The following is an 18,829-nucleotide window of genomic DNA, read 5'->3' as shown; positions in this document are numbered from 1 at the left end:
GACGTGACGAAGAACGGCCCGTCTTCCCGGTGGAAGGCGGGCCGTTTGCATTTCGGAGAGTGGGATGAGTTTGAAGATCCATCGCCGTGCGGTGCTCGCCGGCACGATGCTGGGCGGCGCGGCATCGCTGTTGCCGGCGCTCGCGCAGGCGGCCGAGGCGCCCGCGACGCCGCTGTCGCGACTGTTCGACCAGCTCGTTCAGGCGCAGTTGCGGCGCAGTCCCGAGAGTGCGACCTCGCTCGGGCTCGACACCGGCGCCAATGCCGATCTGCGCGCGAAGCTGTCGGATCCGTCGGCGGCGGGGATCGCCGCGGCGAAGGCCCAGACCAGGGCCGAGCTGGCGCAGCTTGCAGCGATCGACCGCGCCGGGCTGTCGCCGGCGGAGCTGATCGACCTCGACTGCGTGATCTATACGCGGCGGTCGGCGGCGGCGGTGCAGGCGTTCGATTTCGGCGGCACGTCCTATGGCCCCAGCCCCTATGTCGTGTCGCAGCTGTCGGGTGCGTATCAGTCGGTGCCCGATTTCCTCGACACCAAGCACCGGATCGAGACGAAGGGCGATGCCGACGCCTATCTGCAGCGGCTCCAGGCGTTTGCCGGACAGATCGACGCGAACACCGCGCGCATGCAGCATGACGCGGGCGTCGGCGTGGTCGCCCCCGACTTCATCCTCGACCTCGCGCTCGACCAGATGACCAAGACGCGCCAGCCCGCAAGCGAGGCGCTGGTCGTGCAGAGTCTCGTCCGGCGCGCGGCGGCCAAGGGGCTGGGCGAAAGCTATGGCCGCGATGCCGCGCGAATCTATGACGCGGCGGTGCTGCCCGCGCTCGACCGGCAGATTGCGGCGACCCGCGACCTCCGCCGGACGGCCACGCATGATGCCGGCGTGTGGAAGCTGAAGGAGGGTGCCGCCTTCTATCCCGCCGCACTGCACGCGACGACGACGACCAATTTGTCGCCCGACGAAGTGTACAGGTTCGGGCTCGACCAGGCGAAGATGCTGTCGGCGCAGCTCGATACGCTGTTGCGCAAACAGGGGTACAGCAAGGGCAGCATCGGCGCACGGATGGCGGCGCTCTACAAGAATCCCGACCAGCTCTATCCCAACACCGATGCGGGCAAGCGCGAGGCGATCGCCTATTGCAACGACCGGCTCGCCGCGATCCGCGCGAAGCTGCCAAGCGTGTTCGAGCGGATGCCGCCTTATGGCTTCGAAGTGCGGCGCGTGCCTGCGCAGACCGAGGCCGGTGCCGCCGCGGCGTTCGCGCAGCCACCGGCGATCGATGGCTCGCGCCCGGGGTTGGTCTATTTTAACCTGAAGGACAGCGCCGACTGGCCCAAATTCTGCCTCGCGACGACGGTCTATCACGAGGGTCTGCCGGGGCATCAGATGGAGAGCGGGCTTGCGCTGTCGAACACCCGGCTGCCGCTGATCCGCAAGATGACGAGCTTTTCGGGCTATGGCGAGGGCTGGGCGCTCTACGCCGAACAGCTCGCGGACGAGATCGGGATGTATGACGACGATCCGCTCGGGCGGCTCGGCTATCTGAAATTCCAGCTGTTCCGCGCGAACCGCTGCGTCGTCGATACCGGCATCCATCACCTGCGCTGGACCCGCGAACAGGCGATCCGCCATTTCATCGACGCGGAAGGCGAGGCGGAGGGCTTCGCGACTCGCGAGGTCGAGCGCTATTGCGTCAACCCGGGCCAGGCGGCGAGCTACAAGCTTGGCCATTCGGTGTTCGTCGATATCCGCGAGCGCGCCAAGGCTAAGAGGGGCACGGCGTTCGACCTCAAGGCCTATCATGCGGCGGTGCTCGCTTATGGGCGCGTACCGCTCGATATGCTGCGCGAAATCGGCGATGCCTGGATCGCGAAGGGCTGAGCGAGGGGCGCGCTGAGCGGCGGGCCGCGTAACTCTACGTAATCGCCCGTTAAAGCCTGACCGTGCAAGGGGAGGGGGATGCCGAGCGCTCCCCCTCGATGACGCATGCCGTCCGCCCAAGGCCCGATCCGGTCATCAGCGTCGTCGTGCCGGTGTATAATGGCGCAGCCTTGTTGCCCGCCACGCTCGACAGCCTCGCCGCGCAGTCTTTCACCGATTTCGAGGTGATCGTCGTCGACGACTGCTCGACCGACGCGACCCGCGCCTGCGTTGCGGGCTGGTCCGATCCGCGCGTCAGGCTGGTGGCGATGCCGGTCAATGGCGGCCCCGTGCTGGCGCGCAACGCCGGGGTCGCTGCAGCGCGGGGCCGCTATATCGCCGCACTCGATGCCGATGATCTGTGTCGCCCCGACCGCTTCGCCCGCCAGGTCGCGTATCTGGAGGCGAACCCGGCGACCGTGCTGCTCGGGACGGCGGCGGACCTGCTCGTCGACGGCGTGATCAGGCCGTCCGACCATGCCGCGATCACCACGCCCATGCTCATCGACTGGCTGACGGGAATCGAGAACCCGCTGATCTGGTCATCGGTCATGATTCGCGGCGACGCGGCGCGGCGGCTCGATCCGTTCATGCGGCCCGAGCGGCTCTATGCGGAGGATTTCGACCTGTATCAGCGGATCGGCCGGTTCGGCGCGATCGGACGCCTCGACGAGCCGCTGATGGTGTACCGGGTGCACGCGGGCGGGGTCTCGAAGCGGTTCACCGAGCGGATGGAGACCGTGGCCGCGGCGATTCTGGCCGAGCGGCATGCGGATCTGTTCGGTGAACGGGTGGACCGGATCGCAGCGCTGATCGTGGCGCACATCCTGGCACGGCGCGCGGTGCGCGATCGTGCTGCGTTGACGGCGCTGGGCAGCGCACTGGGGGTGATCCAGGCCGAGTTTCTCGCACGGCATCGCTGTTCGGGGGAGGATCGCCGGCTGATCCGGTGGGAAACCGCGCGGCGCTGGCGCGGTGTCGGGCGGGCCGGCCTGCGTGCGGGGACGCTCGGGGTCGCCGACCTGCTTGCCGCACGGCCGGCGCATCTCGGGCTTGGCTATGCCGGGCTGCCCGCGCTGCTATGGTCCGGGGCGATCGGCGGCGTACGCCGCGCGATGCGCCAACCGGCGTGTGCGCCTTAGACCTTCGCGGCGAAGATCATACGGCCCTGGCCGAGGCGTGCAAACACCTGGTCTAGGTCCTTCTCGCCGACCGCGAAGCAGCCTTGGCTGCGGCCGAGCATGCCGTGCGACGCGATCATGTCCTTGTTCGCATACCAGGCCGAATGGACGACGATCGCCCGACCGAGTGCGTTGTTGTTGGTGCGATCGAGCCCGATCAGCCGCTGCGACCGACCATGTTTGCCGACATAATAATCGTCGGTCACGAAGGCGCCTTCCGACGACGCATTCGAGCCGAACGCGTTCGAGAAGCGCTCGAGATAGCCGGTATGCGCGGGGTCCGAGCCGCTGCCGTGCGACACGAGCAGCGACGTGCTGCGGCCGCTGGCGAGGTCGACGAAGTGGAACCGCGGCTGCGACGACGAGGCGGTGAAATCGGCGATCGCGATCCGGTCGTGATGCGGGATCCGGCTGCCGTTGCGACCCAGCGCGGCCATCGCCTGGCGCAGCAATTCGGGGCGCACGACGCGCGACGACGAAATCGGCATCGCCGGCGAACGCGGCAATGGTGGCTGAGTCATCGGCTTCAAATCGCGTGCCGTAAGACGTTGTGTTGCAGATACCGCACTCGGAACTGCAAGTGCACCGGCCAATACTAGACCGTTCTTTAGAATGGCACGACGATCTCGCCGTGCGCCCTGTTCATCGTACATCGAAATTCCCGAAAAACCCCAATCCCGTGACCCTCTCTATAGCGTAGAAATGATGAACATTCCTCAACCATTTCCACCAGTTGTCATGATGTTCCTTCTGTCCGCCCCGGGAAGGAGGCGGTTCGTCGTAGGCGCGTGCGCGGCGAGGTGACTCTCCGGCTGGCCAGCGGCGTCGGAGTGGGTTGCCATATCAGGCGACACGATCGGTCCTGACGCGGCACATCCGATGCGCGGTCTTCGGGCGTTTCTATGGGAAGTACGGGCGCGCATCGTCGTGCGCGCACGGTTCAGCGCGGGGGCGTTTCGCCCGTAGCGGCAATCGGCAGGCCAAGCTCGATGAGTCGCGAGCGGAAGCTGGCGGCATCGGTGAAGAGCACCGATTCGATCTCTAGCGCGCGTGCGGCGGCGATATTGGCCGGATTGTCGTCGACGAACACCGTCTCGTCCGCACGCACGCCGAATCGATCGAGCGCGAGCCGATAGATGGCGGGGTCGGGCTTCACGATCTTCTCGTCGCCCGACACGACGATGTCGCGGAAGCGGTCGAACATCGCCGATTCGCGGGCGCGAAACGGCGGCCAGAATTCGTGGCTGAAATTGGTGATCGCGAACAGCGGTACGTCGGCGGCGTCGAGATCGCGGACGAGCTCGTGCATCCCCGCAATCGCCGGGCCGATACTCTCGTTGAAGCGCGGGCCCCAGACGGCGATCAGATCGGCATGCTGCGGATGCAACGCCGCAAGCTCCGCCGAGGTGTCGGCGAAGTCGCGGCCAGCATCATGCTGGAAATGCCAATCGATCGTGACGACATCGCGGAGGAACGCGTCGAGCGCCCGATCGTCATCGATCAGGCGCTCGTACAGGATCCGGGGATCCCAATCGTACAGGACACGACCGACGTCAAAAATGACGCTGGTCTTCAGGGGTTTAGCCCTGGCGTGCCTTGAAGCGACGGTTGGTCTTGTTGATGACGTAGGTACGGCCACGACGACGGATCACGCGGTTATCGCGGTGACGATCCTTGAGCGACTTCAGGGAATTGCGGATCTTCATGATCGATTCGCTTCTTTTCAAATCTAGGTGTGCGGAAAGACGGGATCGCCTAATGGCGGGGTGTGTCCAAGTCAAGCAACAGACGCACTCGTTCCGGCCGGGAACCCTCCCGGCTGGTCCAAGCGTTACTGTAGCGCAACATTCTAAGGAAGTCCCGATGGCGGTTCGTTCGATCATGGTTCTCGCGCTGGCGGGCGCATCCCTCACGGCCTGCGCGACCGGTCCGTCGCTGCCGCCGACCGAGGTCTTGCGCTATCACCTCGGCGAGCCGCTCGACCGCGGCACGATCGCGGTCCAGCCGCTGACCGCGGGCGCGCCTGCGAGCCTCGAGTTCAAGAGCTATGCCGCCGCCGTGCAGGGCCAGCTGATCAAGGTCGGGTACAACCCGCCCGCGCCGGGTGCCAAGCCGATGCTGATCGCGACCGTCGCCTTTACGCGCACCACGCAGGCAGGGCCGCCCAAGCGGTCGCCGTTCAGCGTCGGGATCGGCGGCGGTGGCTTCAGCGGCGGCCGGGGCGGCGGCGGTGTGGGGCTTGGCGGCGGGGTCGGCTTCCCAATTGGTGGGGGCGGCCGCGACGCGATCCTGGTCACCGAGATGGCGGTGACGATCAAGCGGTCGCTCGACCAGTCGCCGGTCTGGGAGGGGCGCGCGCAGACCTTCGCCGACGCAAGGAAGCCCGATGCGACGAGCCAGATCCAGGCCGAAAAGCTCGCCAGCGCGCTGTTCGCGGGGTTCCCCGGCGAGTCCGGTCGCACTATCCAGGTGAAATGAACGATCGCCCGATGACCGCCGCCGCCACCACGCCTCTCGCCATCAATGCCGCCTTCGATGGCGGCAATATCCGCCTCGTGCGGGTCGATGGCGACCGGATCGACCTGGAAATCGTCAAGGACCGCGACTCCGACTATTTCCAGTGGTTCTACTTCCGCGTGGCGGGGGCGGCGGGCCGGACGCTGACCTACCGGATCCTGAATGCCGGTCGTTCGGCCTATCCGTTCGGCTGGCCCGGCTACAAGGCGCGGGCGAGCACCGATCGGCAGGCGTGGCGGATGATCGAAACGCGCTACGCCGATGGCGTGCTCGAATTCGACTTCACCGCCGAGACCGACCTCGCTTGGTTCGCCTATTTCGCGCCGTACACGATGGAGATGCATGCGGCGCTGGTCGCGCGGACCGCCCTGCTGCCGGGCGTCACGCACCGCGAGCTCGGTCAGTCGCTCGACGGCCAAGCGATCGATGCCTTCACGATCGGCACCGGGCCCAAGCAGGTCTGGATCTATGGCCGCCAGCATCCCGGCGAATCGATGACCGAATGGTGGATGGAAGGCGCGCTGGAGCGGCTGACCGATTCGGCCGACCCGGTGACCGCGACGCTGCTGGAAAAGGCGACGTTCCACGTCGTGCCAAACATGAACCCCGACGGCACGTATCGCGGGCATCTGCGCACCAATGCGGCCGGGGTGAACCTCAACCGCGAATGGGCGACGCCGAGCGCGGAAAAGAGCCCCGAGGTCCTGTGCGTCCGCAACGCGATGGACGTGACCGGCGTCGACATAGCGATGGACATTCATGGCGACGAGGCGATCCCGGCGAACTTCATCGCGGGCTATGAGGGCATCCCGTCCTGGACCGATGCGCATGGCGAGAAATTCTACGATTATGGCCGCCGTCTCGCGGCGCACACGCCCGACTTCCAGACCGAGAAGGGCTATCCCAAGTCCGCGCCGGGCACCGCCAACCTGTCGATGTCGACCAACCAGCTTGCCGAGCGCTTCGGCGCGGTATCGATGACGCTCGAGATGCCGTTCAAGGATCACGACGCGAATCCCGATGCCGAATATGGCTGGTCGCCGGAGCGGTCGAAGCAGCTCGCGCACGCGATGCTCGAGACGCTCGCGGATGTAATCGACGCGATCTGATCCCTAACCGTCAGCCTGACTTTCGTCAGGATGACGGTTAGGGGGCGATCGCCGCATTTCCATTTCGTCCCTCGCCATTGCAGGAGCCCGCATGCCCAAACTCGTCCTGATCCGCCACGGCCAGTCCAGCTGGAACCTCGAAAACCGTTTCACCGGCTGGTGGGACGTCGACATGACCGCCAAGGGCGAGGCCGAGGCCAAGGCGGCAGGCGAGCTGATGGCGGCCAAGGGTCTCGATTTCGACCAGACCTTCGTCAGCCTGCAGACGCGTGCGATCAAGACGCTGAACATCGCGCTCGAGGCGATGGGGCGGCTGTGGCTGCCGGTCGAGAAGGACTGGCGGCTGAACGAGCGGCATTATGGCGGGCTCACCGGGCTCGACAAGGCCGAGACCGCGGCCAAGCATGGCGACGCGCAGGTCCATATCTGGCGCCGCAGCTTCGACGTGCCGCCGCCCCCGCTCGAAGATGGCAGCGAGTTCGACCTGTCCAGGGACCGCCGGTATGACGGCATCGCGATTCCGAAGGCCGAAAGCCTGAAGGACACGATCGATCGCGTGCTGCCCTATTGGGACGCCCGGATCGCGCCGGCGCTCAAGGACGGGCAGCGCGTCCTGATCTCGGCACACGGCAATTCGCTGCGCGCGCTGGTCAAGCACCTGTCGAACATCCCGGACGACGAGATCACGAGCCTCGAGATCCCGACGGGTCAGCCGATCGTGTACGATCTGGACACGAACCTAAATGCGACCGATCGTTACTATCTAAGCGAGCGGTAAGCCTTTCTTCTCGAAGGCCGGGGCCCAGTTGGAAAAGTAGCAGTGACGAGGCGCCGTGCTTCGTTAACGGCATCCCCCAGACCCCGGCCTCCGCCGGGGAGGTGCGGTCGGAAATGGTGGCAATCGCGTTTGCCGGTCGATCCGTACGATGCCACCAACAGCGTTGCCCTCGTCCCCCCGCGTCGCTAGGCACGGCGCTTCCTGAAGCGGGGGGCGAAATTGGCTCTAGTCGGCATCATCATGGGCAGCACCTCCGACTGGGAGACGATGCGCCACACCGCCGAGACGCTCGATGCGCTCGGTGTCGCGTACGAGACCAGGGTCGTGTCCGCGCATCGGACCCCGCAGCGGCTCTACGACTATGCGACGACCGCCGCCGATCGGGGCCTGAAGGTCGTGATCGCCGGCGCGGGCGGCGCAGCGCATCTGCCCGGCATGACGGCCGCGATGACGCACCTGCCAGTGCTCGGCGTGCCGGTCGAATCCAAGGCGCTGAAGGGCATGGATAGCCTGCTGTCGATCGTCCAGATGCCCGGCGGCATCCCGGTGGGCACGCTGGCGATCGGCAAGCCCGGCGCGATCAACGCGGGGCTGCTCGCCGCGGCGATCCTCGCGACCGCCGACGACGCGCTGGCCGAGCGGCTGAAAGCCTGGCGCGCCGCGCAGACCGATTCCGTCGCCACCGACCCAGCCTGAAAGACGCCGACATGACGCCGCTTCCCCCCGGATCGACCATCGGCATTCTCGGTGGCGGACAGCTCGGCCGGATGCTTGCCACCGCCGCGGCGCAGCTCGGCTATCACACGCATGTGCTCGCCCCCGACCAGGAAAGCGTCGCCGCGCAGTCCGCCTCGACGATGACGCGCGCCGATTATCACAACCGGATCGTGCTCGCTGACTTCGCCGACGCCTGCGACGTGGTGACCTACGAATTCGAGAATATCGCAGTCGAGCCGGTCGAATGGCTCGCCGATCGCGTCCCCGTGCATCCGAGCCCGCGCGCCTTGCGGGTCGCACAGGAGCGGATCGGCGAGAAGCGCTTCGTCGAGAGCGTCGGTGGCCGGCCCGCGAAATGGGCGGCGGTCGACAGCCTCGCGAGCCTGCGCGAGGGGCTGGCGCGCGTCGGGACGCCCGCCGTGCTCAAGACCGCGCGGTTCGGCTATGACGGCAAGGGGCAGGTGAAGATCGACGCGCCCGAGGGTGCACAGGACGCCTGGGATGCGATCGGCGGACCCGCGGTGCTCGAGGCGTTCGTGCCGTTCGAGCATGAATTCTCGATCCTGATCGCGCGCGGGCTGGATGGCAGCATCGTCCGCTACGCTCCGCCGCTCAACCTCCACCGCGATGCGATCCTGCGGCACTCTACCGTGCCCGCGCCCGCCGCCGTGCTGGCGCAGGCGGACGAGGCGGCGGCGCTCGCCGAGCGGATCGCGACCGAGCTCGACTATGTCGGCGTGCTGGCCTGCGAGTTCTTTGTCGGCGCGGACGGCCCGGTGTTCAACGAGATGGCGCCGCGCGTGCACAATTCGGGGCACTGGACGATCGAGGGCGCCGAATGCTCGCAGTTCGAGAATCATATCCGCGCGATCTGCGGTTTGCCGCTCGGCGCGCCGACGCTGACCGGGCGCGAGGCGACGATGGAGAACCTGATCGGCAGTGACGTGGATCGCTGGCGGGATCTGCTCGCCGAACCGGGCGCGCATCTGCACCTCTACGGCAAGGGGACGGCGCGGCCCGGCCGTAAGATGGGTCACGTCACGCGGGTGCGGCGCTAGGCGCGGCACCCGCTGCGCGTCACTTCGCCGGGGGCTTGCCCGCAAGATCCTGCATTGCGTGCGCCAGTTCGATCCACATCGCGCCTTCGGGGATGACATATTCGTTTTCGCCCCAGAAGAACGGCCAGTCCTCGTGATTTTCGGGGAAATCGGGTTTCACGATCAGGACACCCGGCACCACGCCGCCGGCGATGAACGAGAAGTCGGCGCGGTTGTTGCCGTAGGCGACCTCCTTGGATCGTGTCCCGACGCCCGACACGAACGAGATGTCCGAACCGGGGTGATGCCCCAGCAGGAACTCCGCACCGCGGAACACCGGATCGGCGGGCATGATGTCCGGAAACGCCTTGTGCAGCGCATAGGCGTTCAGCGCACCGGCGATCACCGTGCCGCTTCCGGCCCAGCCGCCCGTCGTGATCGGCACGCCGAACGGGTTTGCTGCGGCCGCTTTGACCGTCGCGGCCGCATAGGCGCGGACCGCGGGGATCATGCCCTCGCGATAGCTTTGCGGCATGAGCGGGATCGCGGCGACGGCGTCGCGCAGGTTGAACGCGAAGCGCCGCTCCATCGCCGGCCATAACGCTTGGACCGCGGTGGCATAGCGCGGGTCGCGGGTCGTGCGCAGCAATTCGACGGCGGCGGCGAACCGCTCCGAGTCGAGCGGGCCACCGGTGGTGTTGCCATGCTGGTACAGGTCGGGGGCATGCGTCTGCTCTTCCGCCCAGATGCGCGTCGCGATCCCCAGCGCCGTCCTGGCCAGCGCCGGATCGGCCTCGCCAAGTGAGCGCGATGCGGCGGCAAGCGCGGCGATCGAGCCATAGTTGAGCGCCGAAGCCTTGGTCGTGAAGGCCCAGCGATCGTCGGGCGTCCCGCTGCGGCCACCGCGTTCCTCGCCGAGCTTCAGCGCCGGATCGTGGATCAGTCCGTCGGTCTTGGTCGATGCGTCGCCGAGATGCGTATATTGCGCGACGTCGGGCTCGACGATGCCGTGGATGGCATGACCGACCGCATCGAACTGGGCAACCAGCTGCAGCGTGCCGTGGCGGATCTGCTGGAGCAGATCGGGCGTGCCGTCGGGGACGTGGATCTCCGTCCGGCGACGGGTCCAATCGACCGCGGTCGTGTCGCGCGTCGGGCGCCATTTCTCCCAGGTGTCGACCAGCGACCGGACGACCTGATATTGCGACTGGGTGCGGATGTCGAAATCGCCCGCGTCGAACCAGCCGCCGACCGCGAGACCGGGGATATGCTCCCCCGGCTTGTACTTGGTGTCGGTGGTCGGCCCCTGCGCGTAGAGATCGATATGTTCGTGGTTCAGCGGCGCCTGACGCGCATCGTCGCGGTGCGCGTCGCCATGCCAGACGCGATAGCCCTCGTTCACGTACATGTGATCCATTGCGACGGGGAAGTAAACGTCGAGCGTCGGATGCCATGCGCCCGCATAGACGTCGTCCGCGATGCGGAACGGCGCGGTGCGCGTCGCGCCATATTCGAGCATGTAGAGGCCGGGCTGGCGGACGTCGCTGAAATCGAGCTGGTGATAGCTGTAGCGCAAATAATCGCCCCAGCGGGTCGCCGGTGCGGTCTTGACCGTTGTCGTGCTGCCATCGGCGCCGACCCGCAGCAGGCGCGCCGGTGCCGTCGTGCGATCGTTGCGGTCGAGCTCGATTGTCGCGACCTTGCGTGCGCCGGGGGCATAGCCGAGCTGCGAATGCGCGATCACGGGCGCGCGCAGCCAGCCCGGGACGCTGTTCGGCTGAACCTCCCATTCGAGCACGGTCCCGATCCGCCCGGCAGGCAGGAGCGAGCGGAGCACGAACCAGCCATTCTGCGCCTGATTACGACCGTCGAACAGCTGCACCGGCGCGCTCGAGCGGATCGTCACGCGGCGGGCGGGATCCTCGGGCGCGAGGACGAAGCGGGTGCCCTGCGCAATGGCGTTCGGCTCTGCGCCCGGCCCCTCGGCGCGACCGCTCGCCGCATTGCGCTGTGGCGTCGCGGTCATCGTGTCGGCGGGGTGCAGCGGGAAGACGCCGCTGCGATCGTCCGCGATATAGCCGTGGTGAAAATAGGCGGCGGGGAGGAATTCGAGGTTGAATCCCGCCTTGCCCGCAAGCGCCGCGGGAACGGGCGCGTCGAGGATCACCGCCAGCGCGACGGCCGCGCCCTTGGTCGAGGAGCGGATCCGGTATCGCCAGTTATAGTCGGGATATTCGAGCGTGACGGTGACGGTGCCGGCCGCGCGATCGACCTGCCGGTCGACGAATCGCGCGGTCGCATCCCATTGCCCCGGCGTGGCGGACAGGCGCACGTCGCCATTGGTCGCGATCCGTTCGCCCTGCTGGATGATCTCGACGCCGCTGATCTTCGAATCGGCGAACAGCCCGTCATACCAGTTCGAGAAGACCAGCACGTTGACGGCCGGTGCCTCGTAATAGCCCGCCTCGCCAAGCGTCGGTGCAACCGCGTCCGGGCGCGCGGCCCGACCTGTGCGGGCAGGGGCGATGCGTGGTCGTGCGGTGGCATCCTGCGGGGCTGCGGCATCGCGCGGCAGCGCGCGCGCGACCCCGGGTATCGCGGTCGAAACCAGTGTCCCCAGCAGGCAAAACCAAGCCGTTCCCGTCATATACCCTCTCCCAAGTCCCAATGTCGCCGATCGCTGACCGGTCATTCTTACTCCGACTATAGCGCTAACTTTCGGCGGCGCTACCATGTGATCAGGACCTGGAATGCCAGCCGATACGCGGCTGGACATGATAGCGGTATCGACTTACGTTCGCGCCTTACGAGCAGGGCAGGCATCGGGCGAAGGCGCCGGTGGATCGACCCGATGCCGTGGCGGAGGGAGAGAGATGACGGGGCTCATCACCGATCGAAGTCGTGCACCGCGGGGATCGCTTGTGCACTGGTCATGCATGCTGTTGCTGGCAGGCCTGTCGCCCGGCACGGCGGCGCAGCCTTTGGCGACGCCGGGTTCGAACGCAATCACCGCCGTGGCGGATCCCCAGACTGCGGCCAGACCGATACCGCCCGAGCTAGCGCCCTATTTCACGGCGGTGTCGGAGGCGACGACGACGCCCGACCGCGACGGCTTTCTGCGCCGCTGGTTGTTGCTCGAACCGATCGCCAAACCCAATCGCACGAACACCGGCTTTACCGCCACCTATGTCCGGCAGGCCCTGACCGCATCCCAGCCGGGGTCGCCGGCCGCAATCCCGAGGGACGGGCAGGTTGAAAAGGCCGCCGCGCCACTGCGCTGGCATGCACTTGATTCGAAAGGGTTCGACGTCAAGCTGTTCGACTTCGCCAAGGCACTGGGGGCGCCGACCTATGGCGTGATATTCTGGGCGGTGACGATCGTCGACAGCCCCCGCGAGCAGCGCAACGTCCGCCTGGCGGTCGGTTCGAACGCGGCATCGATCTGGTGGCTGAACGGCACCGAGGCGGTCGGGCTGTTCAACGACCGTCGCATGGTGATGGACGACGTGCTGTCGGATCGCCTGACGCTGCGCAAGGGACGCAACGTCATCCGCGGCGCGGTGATCAACGGCCCCGGGCTGAGCAGCTTCTGCGTCCGCTTCGTCGACGAAGCCGGCCGCCCGATCACCGATCTGACGACCCATGTTCGATAGCCCCCGTCGCGATACCGCGGTTCGGCAACAGCGAGGTCTCCGGATGCGGTGCGGACTGATCGCGGTGTGCCTCGGGTTTGCGGGCGCAGCGCCCGCCGCCGCGCAATTGGCGGGCGAACCCTTCATTCACGATCCCTCGACCGTCACGCTGTCGGACGGGAAATACTACACGTTCGGCACCCGCGGCGGCGGGCTGGTGTCCGAAGACGGCTGGACCTGGCATGGCGGCCCCGAGCGGCCGGGCGGCGGGGTGGCGCCCGACGTCATCAGGATCGGCGACCGCTATTACGTCGCCTATGCGGTCGGCGGCGGGGGCATGGGGGGCGGCCATGCCAGCCAGGTCAAGATGATGTGGACGCTGTCGCTCGATCCGGCATCGCCGCGCTTCAAGTTCCACGACATCGGCGTCGTCGCGTCGAGTGACGGGGTCGAGACCGCGGATGCGATCGATCCTGCGTTTCTCTACGCCGAGGGTCGGTTGTGGCTGACCTACGGCACCTATTTCGGCCCGATCCGGATGATCGAACTCGACCCGAAGACGGGACTGCGCATGGCGGGCAACGTGCCCGTCGACGTGGCGATCGACATGGAGGCCACCGCGATGCTGTATCGCGACGGCTATTACTATCTGCTGGGCACGCACGGCACGTGCTGCGACGGGCCCAATTCGACCTATCACATTCGCGCAGGCCGGGCGCGCAGCCCGCTTGGCCCCTATCTCGACCATATGGGGATCCCGCTGCTGCGGGGCGGCGGCAAGATGGTCGTCAGCGCGCGCGGTCGCCGCATCGGACCGGGGCATTTCGGACGGATCGCGCTCGCCGGCGGGGTCGAGAAGCTGTCGCTCCATTATGAGGCCGACATGGATCGCAGCGGCCGGAGTGTCCTTGCGATCGAACCCCTGCGGTGGACGGACGGCTGGCCGGTCGTGGGCGAGACGGTGGCGCCGGGCACCTATGAGATCGCCTCCGAGCGCAGCGGCTATGCCTTGAGTCTGGCGACCGATATCGTCCGCATTCCGTTCGACGTTCGCCGCAGTTTCATGGCGGCCGCGACCGATCCGGTCGGGCCGATTCCCGACCAGACGCTGGCACAGGATTCTGCCGACTGGCCACGCGGGCGGATCCGGGTGGATCTGGCGGACTATCTGGTGCGCCCGCATCAGTTGTGGACGATCACGCCGGTGCCCGCGGCGGGGGGCTATTTCGGCGCCCCCTATTACCGGATCGCGATCGCAGGCACGTCGCGCATGCTTGCCGCGACCCCGAACGGGGAGGTCGAGACGATCACCGCCGCCACCGCAGGCGCCGAGCCCCTATGGCAGATCGATCAGCTCACCGACGGCAGTTACCGGATCAAACCGAAGGTCGTGCCCGGGGACGGGCGGGATCTCGCGCTGGTCGCGATCGGTGCGAGCACGCCGACCCTTGCGGCATTCGATCCGGCAAGCCCGGCGGGACGGTGGACGTTCAAGCGACCCTGACACGGCCATCGGTCACCAACCGCGGTTGACGGACGCGTAGAGTCGACTACTCCTACTATTAACTTCAAAAGACGGGGCCTCGCCAAGGGGCCGAAAGGGAGAGCATGAACCGGATCAGTCCTCGCCTCGCACGGTCGTGCGCCATCCGCCCTCGTAGCATGGGACGCATGACCGCAGCGTCGTTGCTCGCGCCGCTGATCCTTGCGGGCACGGCGCTGTCCGGCGGCGCCGCAGCGCAGACCCTGTCGGCGGAGACGGCCAGTGCGACCTTGCAGGCCGACAAGCCCGGCCCGCAGATCCACCGCGACGTGTTCGGGCAGTTCGCCGAGCATCTCGGTCATGGCATCTATGGCGGCATCTGGGTCGGCAAGAATTCGCGGATCCCCAATGACGGCGGCTACCGGCGCGACGTGCTCGCGGCGATGAAGGCGATCAACGTGCCGATGGTGCGCTGGCCCGGTGGCTGTTTTGCCGACGAATATCACTGGCGTGACGGGATCGGCGCGACCAAGGCGCGGCCGACCAAGGTCAATACCAACTGGGGCGGCGTCAACGAGGATAACAGTTTCGGCACGCACGAATATTTCGGGCTGATGGACCGGCTGGGCGGCAGCACCTATGTCTCGGCCAATGTCGGCAGCGCACCGCCCGCCGAGACCGCGCAATGGGTCGAATACATGACCGCGCCGCAGGGTACCACGGTGCTGGCGAAGGAGCGCGAGCGCAACGGCCACGCCGCGCCGTGGAAGATCCAGTATCTCGGCATCGGCAACGAACTATGGGGCTGTGGCGGCAACATGCGTGCGGAATATGCCGCCGATCTGACCAACCGCTATGCCCAGTTCGCCAAGTCCGCGAACGGCCCGATGCTCAAGATCGCGAGCGGCCCGAGCGATTCCAACTATGAATGGACCGATGCGATGATGCGCATCGCCGGCAAGAATATCGACGGGCTCGCGCTGCATTATTACACGCGTCCGCGCGACAAGAACTGGGCCGACAAGGGGCCGGCGCTGGGCTTTGCCGAGCGCGAATGGGCAAGCACCATGGCGCACACGCTGCAGATGGAGGAGTTCATCACCAAGCATTCGGCGATCATGGACAAATATGATCCTGCCAAGCGCGTGATGCTTGCGGTTGACGAATGGGGGACATGGTACGATCCGACGCCGGGCAGCAACCCGGGCTTTCTCGAACAGCAGAATTCGGTGCGCGATGCGGTCGTCGCGGGGCTCAACATCAACATCTTCGCGCGCCATGCCGACCGGGTGAAGATGGCGGCGATCGCGCAGATGGTGAACGTCCTGCAGGCGATGCTGCTGACCGACGGCGCCAGGATGGTGAAGACGCCGACCTATTGGGTGTTCGACCTGTACAAGCCGTGGCAGGGCGCGACCTCGCTGCCGATCACGCTGACTTCGCCTTGGTATCACAAGGACGAGGTGGCGGTGCCCGCGGTCAGCGCGTCGGCGGTGCGTGACGCGGCGGGGCAGGTGCATGTCGCGCTGGTCAACCTCGACCCCAATCGGGCGATGCCGGTCTCGGTCGCGATGACGGGGTTGCAGGCGACCCAGGCGAGCGGCCGGATCGTCACCGGTCCGACGATGGACGCGCATAACAGCTTCGATTCGCCGGATGCGGTGACCCCGCAGCCCTTTGCCGATGCCCGGATCGCGGGCGGGACGCTCAGCGTGACCGTCCCGGCAAAGTCGGTGCTGGTGCTCGATCTGCGCTGACCGGCCGGCCGGGCATGACGTGTTCGGCAGTGACGATGGATGGGGGATGCGATGCGGAGTCGTGGTGGAACGTGGCTGCTGGGTGCGGCGCTGGGGCTGGCATCGATCGGGAGTACGGGCGCGCAGGTGAAGACCCCGGCGCCCGCGGTCGTGGCAGGCGCGAAGGCCGTCACGGTCGAGCGCATCACCGTCCATTCCCCCGCCATCACCGGCAATCTGGAGGGGAATAGTCCCGACCGCGCGGTCATCGTCATCCTCCCGCCCGGCTACCGGACCAGTCCGGGCAAACGCTATCCCGTGGTCTATGCGCTGCACGGCTATTCGATCGGCGTGGAGCAATGGATCGGCGAGATCCATGTGCCGCAGACCATCGAGGGGGCGTTCGCCAGGGGCGTCCGCGAAATGATCGTCGTGCTGCCCGACAGCAAGACGGTGCACAACGGCTCCTTCTATTCGCGGTCAGTGACGGTGGGCGATTTCGAGCGCTTCGTCGCGCACGACCTGGTGGCCTATGTCGACGCACATTACCGGACGATCGCGGATCGGCGCAGTCGCGGCCTCGCGGGGCATTCGATGGGCGGCTATGGCACCGCACGGATCGGGATGAAGCATGCCGATATTTTCGGCGCGCTTTACATGATGAGCCCCTGCTGCCTGTCGACGCGCGCGCTGGGCACCCCCGATGCGGCGATCGAGGCCACGATCCGGGCGCTGAAGTCGCCTGCGGACGGCGCGACGCTGCCCTGGGGCGTACGGGCGCAACTCGCGACCGCCGCCGCCTGGTCGCCCAATCCCAAGGCCCCGCCGCTCTATCTCGACCTGCCGGTCAAGGACGGCCAGCCCCAGCCCGACGTGACCGCGCGCTGGGCCGCCAACGCCCCGCTCGCCATGCTCGACCAATATGCCGGCGACCTGCGCCGCTATGCCGCGATCGGGATCGACGTGGGCGACCGCGACGGATTGAAGGACGACGCGGTCAAATTCCACGAGGCGCTCGACCGCTACGGCATCGCCAACCGCTTCGCCCTCTATCCGGGCGATCATACCAGTGGCGTCGCGGGACGCGTGCAGGACCAGATGATGCCGTTCTTCGCGCGCGCGCTGGCGTTCGGCAAATGAAGGCGGGATCGGCAATCGCCGCAGCCCTGCTCTTCGCGACCGCGGCCTCGGCGCAGGTCTGGCGATCGGATCAGGGCGATGGCAGCTACCGCAACCCGGTGCTCTATGCGGACTATCCGGATCCCGACATCATCCGCGTCGGCCGCGACTATTATTTCGCGTCGACGACCTTTGCGAACACGCCGGGGATCACGATCCTGCACAGTCGCGACCTGGTGAACTGGACGATCACGTCGCATCTGGTGGCGCGTCTCGAGGGTCGGCCGCAATATGACCTGGTCGGCGGCAACGCCTATCGCAAGGGGCTCTATGCCTCGAGCCTGCGCTATCACGCGGGCACCTATTATCTGGCGAACACGCCGGTCGGGCAGAATACGCGGATCTGGTATGCCAGGGACGTGCGCGGCCCGTGGCGCTACCACGAGCTCGATCGCCAGGCGTTCGATCCCGGCCTGTTCATCGAGCCCGACGGCCGCGCCTATCTCGCCACCGCGAGCACCGCCGACGGGACGATCACGCTGTTGACGCTCGACCGCGCGCTCGCGCACGTCACGGCATCACGCAAGATCCATTATATCAAGGGGGCCGAAGGGTCGAAGCTGCTGCGGCGTGGCGACTATTATTATCTGTTCAACGCGCTGCCGCCGCGGCTCGCACTCTCCGTATCGCGGTCGCGCAGCCTGTTCGGGCCGTGGGAAACCCGCGACCAGATCGACGACACGACCGGCGGGCATCAGGGCGCGCTGGTCGATCTGCCGGACGGGCGCTGGTTCGGGTTCGTGATGGAGGATAGCGGCGCGATCGGGCGGATGACCAATATCAGCCCGGTCTTCTGGCGCGACGACTGGCCGGTTTGGGGTACGCCCGCCGCCCCGGGCCGCGTGCCGCGTCAGGCAGCCAAGCCGATCGCGGGCCATCGCTTTGCCGAGCCCGCGACGTCGGACGACTTCGGGCGGCGGCGGCTCGGGCTGCAATGGCAGTGGAACCATAATCCCGACCCGGAGCGCTGGTCGCTTGCCGCACGCCCCGGCTGGCTGCGGTTGCGCCCGACCGTGGCGGAGCGTTTCTGGTCCGCGCGCAACACGCTGACGCAAAAGGGGCAGGGGCCTGCGAGCCGCGGCGAGGTGAAGCTTGATATCGCTCGTCTGGCACCCGGCGACCGCTGCGGTTTCGGCACGCTGGGACAGATCAGCGCGAACCTGACCGTGACGCGCAACGCGAACCGCCGGGCACGGGTCGCGATGGAAGTGACGACGGACCGGGTCGAGGGCGCGCAGACCGAAACGCGTGCCACTACCGACCTGCCGCCGGGCGATACGCTGTGGCTGCGCACCGACATGGATTTCACGACGAGCCGGGGCCGGGTCGCCTATAGCGCAGACGGTGTTCGCTGGACGGGGCTCGGCGGTGACTTCCCGCTCGCCTTCGCATGGCAGACCGGTACGTTCCAGGGCGAGCAGTTCGCGCTGTTCTGCTACGCGCCGGCCCGCAGCACCGGTTGGATCGACATCGACAGCTTTCGCCTCTCGCGACTGGCACCGGCTAGCGGCGCGCCACGATAGGCGAAGGCGGGTC

16 protein-coding genes are annotated in these 18,829 nt (G+C 67.2%); 12 read left to right on the top strand and 4 right to left on the bottom strand.

Annotated features, from left to right (window positions below; translation table 11 throughout):
• Nucleotides 1–64: 64 nt before the first annotated feature.
• Nucleotides 65–1,885, top strand: coding sequence for a DUF885 domain-containing protein (locus IFT87_RS15535; RefSeq protein ID WP_192191206.1), 1,821 nt, complete (start codon nt 65–67; stop codon nt 1,883–1,885).
• Between the two features lie 98 nt (nt 1,886–1,983).
• Nucleotides 1,984–3,066: a glycosyltransferase family 2 protein gene (locus tag IFT87_RS15530; protein ID WP_037530309.1), complete on the top strand. Its 1,083-nt coding sequence runs from the start codon at nt 1,984–1,986 to the stop codon at nt 3,064–3,066.
• On the opposite strand, the gene IFT87_RS15525 is transcribed toward IFT87_RS15530, so the two are convergent.
• From IFT87_RS15525 to ykgO, 3 genes are all read right to left on the bottom strand, one after another.
• Nucleotides 3,063–3,758 carry a murein L,D-transpeptidase catalytic domain family protein gene (locus tag IFT87_RS15525; RefSeq protein ID WP_031439528.1) on the bottom strand — a complete coding sequence of 232 codons (696 nt, stop codon included), beginning with the start codon at nt 3,756–3,758 and terminating at the stop codon, nt 3,063–3,065. The genes IFT87_RS15530 and IFT87_RS15525 overlap by 4 nt on opposite strands.
• A 287-nt stretch (nt 3,759–4,045) precedes the next feature.
• Complete coding sequence (locus IFT87_RS15520; RefSeq protein WP_031439529.1) at nt 4,046–4,681, bottom strand: HAD family hydrolase; 636 nt, start codon at nt 4,679–4,681, stop codon at nt 4,046–4,048.
• A gap of 4 nt (nt 4,682–4,685) precedes the next feature.
• On the bottom strand, nt 4,686–4,811 hold the full coding sequence (ykgO, locus tag IFT87_RS15515; protein WP_003046794.1) for a type B 50S ribosomal protein L36: 126 nt from the start codon (nt 4,809–4,811) through the stop codon (nt 4,686–4,688).
• 157 nt (nt 4,812–4,968) lie between these two features.
• Here ykgO and IFT87_RS15510 point away from each other — a divergent pair, with 157 nt between their 5' ends.
• From IFT87_RS15510 to IFT87_RS15490, 5 genes are all read left to right on the top strand, one after another.
• Nucleotides 4,969–5,583, top strand: coding sequence for a hypothetical protein (locus IFT87_RS15510; protein ID WP_031395071.1), 615 nt, complete (start codon nt 4,969–4,971; stop codon nt 5,581–5,583).
• Nucleotides 5,580–6,731 carry a M14 family metallopeptidase gene (locus tag IFT87_RS15505; RefSeq protein ID WP_426291138.1) on the top strand — a complete coding sequence of 384 codons (1,152 nt, stop codon included), beginning with the start codon at nt 5,580–5,582 and terminating at the stop codon, nt 6,729–6,731. The genes IFT87_RS15510 and IFT87_RS15505 overlap by 4 nt, the downstream gene beginning before the upstream one ends.
• A gap of 91 nt (nt 6,732–6,822) precedes the next feature.
• Entirely contained in the window at nt 6,823–7,509 is a 687-nt protein-coding gene (gene gpmA, locus IFT87_RS15500; protein ID WP_037529868.1) for a 2,3-diphosphoglycerate-dependent phosphoglycerate mutase, read from the top strand.
• Between the two features lie 240 nt (nt 7,510–7,749).
• A complete protein-coding gene (gene purE / locus IFT87_RS15495) occupies nt 7,750–8,205 on the top strand; it encodes a 5-(carboxyamino)imidazole ribonucleotide mutase (RefSeq protein ID WP_192191205.1) in 456 nt (151 codons plus the stop codon).
• An 11-nt stretch (nt 8,206–8,216) separates the two neighbouring features.
• Complete coding sequence (locus tag IFT87_RS15490; RefSeq protein WP_031439532.1) at nt 8,217–9,284, top strand: 5-(carboxyamino)imidazole ribonucleotide synthase; 1,068 nt, start codon at nt 8,217–8,219, stop codon at nt 9,282–9,284.
• 19 nt (nt 9,285–9,303) lie between these two features.
• Here IFT87_RS15490 and IFT87_RS15485 read toward each other — a convergent pair whose 3' ends face one another.
• Nucleotides 9,304–11,910: a glycoside hydrolase family 9 protein gene (locus tag IFT87_RS15485; protein WP_192191204.1), complete on the bottom strand. Its 2,607-nt coding sequence runs from the start codon at nt 11,908–11,910 to the stop codon at nt 9,304–9,306.
• A 289-nt stretch (nt 11,911–12,199) separates the two neighbouring features.
• Here IFT87_RS15485 and IFT87_RS15480 point away from each other — a divergent pair, with 289 nt between their 5' ends.
• From IFT87_RS15480 to IFT87_RS15460, 5 genes are all read left to right on the top strand, one after another.
• Nucleotides 12,200–12,916, top strand: coding sequence for a hypothetical protein (locus IFT87_RS15480; protein ID WP_052149131.1), 717 nt, complete (start codon nt 12,200–12,202; stop codon nt 12,914–12,916).
• Entirely contained in the window at nt 12,906–14,399 is a 1,494-nt protein-coding gene (locus tag IFT87_RS15475) for a family 43 glycosylhydrolase (RefSeq protein ID WP_249403389.1), read from the top strand. Before IFT87_RS15480 ends, IFT87_RS15475 begins: the two co-directional genes overlap by 11 nt.
• Before the next feature lie 167 nt (nt 14,400–14,566).
• Complete coding sequence (locus IFT87_RS15470) at nt 14,567–16,135, top strand: alpha-N-arabinofuranosidase (protein ID WP_192191203.1); 1,569 nt, start codon at nt 14,567–14,569, stop codon at nt 16,133–16,135.
• Nucleotides 16,136–16,186: 51 nt separating this feature from the next.
• Nucleotides 16,187–17,254, top strand: a complete 1,068-nt coding sequence (locus tag IFT87_RS15465; RefSeq protein ID WP_031440985.1) for an alpha/beta hydrolase — start codon at nt 16,187–16,189, stop codon at nt 17,252–17,254.
• Nucleotides 17,251–18,816: a glycoside hydrolase family 43 protein gene (locus IFT87_RS15460; protein WP_037529867.1), complete on the top strand. Its 1,566-nt coding sequence runs from the start codon at nt 17,251–17,253 to the stop codon at nt 18,814–18,816. The genes IFT87_RS15465 and IFT87_RS15460 overlap by 4 nt, the downstream gene beginning before the upstream one ends.
• The last annotated feature ends 13 nt before the right edge of the window (nt 18,817–18,829 follow it).

This window comes from Sphingomonas sp. CFBP 8765, from assembly GCF_014841445.1.
Taxonomy (GTDB): Bacteria; Pseudomonadota; Alphaproteobacteria; order Sphingomonadales; family Sphingomonadaceae; genus Sphingomonas; species Sphingomonas aerolata.
This window is presented reverse-complemented; position numbering and strand designations above follow the sequence as displayed.

What these genes read in the sequence shown, in the direction of transcription:
- IFT87_RS15535 (WP_192191206.1), top strand. Translation starts at nt 65, where the DNA reads ATGAGTTTGAAGATCCATCGCCGTGCGGTGCTCGCCGGCACGATGCTG.
- IFT87_RS15530 (WP_037530309.1), top strand. Translation starts at nt 1,984, where the DNA reads ATGACGCATGCCGTCCGCCCAAGGCCCGATCCGGTCATCAGCGTCGTC.
- IFT87_RS15525 (WP_031439528.1), bottom strand. Translation starts at nt 3,758, where the DNA reads ATGTACGATGAACAGGGCGCACGGCGAGATCGTCGTGCCATTCTAAAG.
- ykgO (WP_003046794.1), bottom strand. Translation starts at nt 4,811, where the DNA reads ATGAAGATCCGCAATTCCCTGAAGTCGCTCAAGGATCGTCACCGCGAT.
- IFT87_RS15510 (WP_031395071.1), top strand. Translation starts at nt 4,969, where the DNA reads ATGGCGGTTCGTTCGATCATGGTTCTCGCGCTGGCGGGCGCATCCCTC.
- IFT87_RS15505 (WP_426291138.1), top strand. Translation starts at nt 5,580, where the DNA reads ATGAACGATCGCCCGATGACCGCCGCCGCCACCACGCCTCTCGCCATC.
- gpmA (WP_037529868.1), top strand. Translation starts at nt 6,823, where the DNA reads ATGCCCAAACTCGTCCTGATCCGCCACGGCCAGTCCAGCTGGAACCTC.
- purE (WP_192191205.1), top strand. Translation starts at nt 7,750, where the DNA reads ATGGGCAGCACCTCCGACTGGGAGACGATGCGCCACACCGCCGAGACG.
- IFT87_RS15490 (WP_031439532.1), top strand. Translation starts at nt 8,217, where the DNA reads ATGACGCCGCTTCCCCCCGGATCGACCATCGGCATTCTCGGTGGCGGA.
- IFT87_RS15485 (WP_192191204.1), bottom strand. Translation starts at nt 11,910, where the DNA reads ATGACGGGAACGGCTTGGTTTTGCCTGCTGGGGACACTGGTTTCGACC.
- IFT87_RS15480 (WP_052149131.1), top strand. Translation starts at nt 12,200, where the DNA reads ATGCTGTTGCTGGCAGGCCTGTCGCCCGGCACGGCGGCGCAGCCTTTG.
- IFT87_RS15475 (WP_249403389.1), top strand. Translation starts at nt 12,906, where the DNA reads ATGTTCGATAGCCCCCGTCGCGATACCGCGGTTCGGCAACAGCGAGGT.
- IFT87_RS15470 (WP_192191203.1), top strand. Translation starts at nt 14,567, where the DNA reads ATGACCGCAGCGTCGTTGCTCGCGCCGCTGATCCTTGCGGGCACGGCG.
- IFT87_RS15465 (WP_031440985.1), top strand. Translation starts at nt 16,187, where the DNA reads ATGCGGAGTCGTGGTGGAACGTGGCTGCTGGGTGCGGCGCTGGGGCTG.
- IFT87_RS15460 (WP_037529867.1), top strand. Translation starts at nt 17,251, where the DNA reads ATGAAGGCGGGATCGGCAATCGCCGCAGCCCTGCTCTTCGCGACCGCG.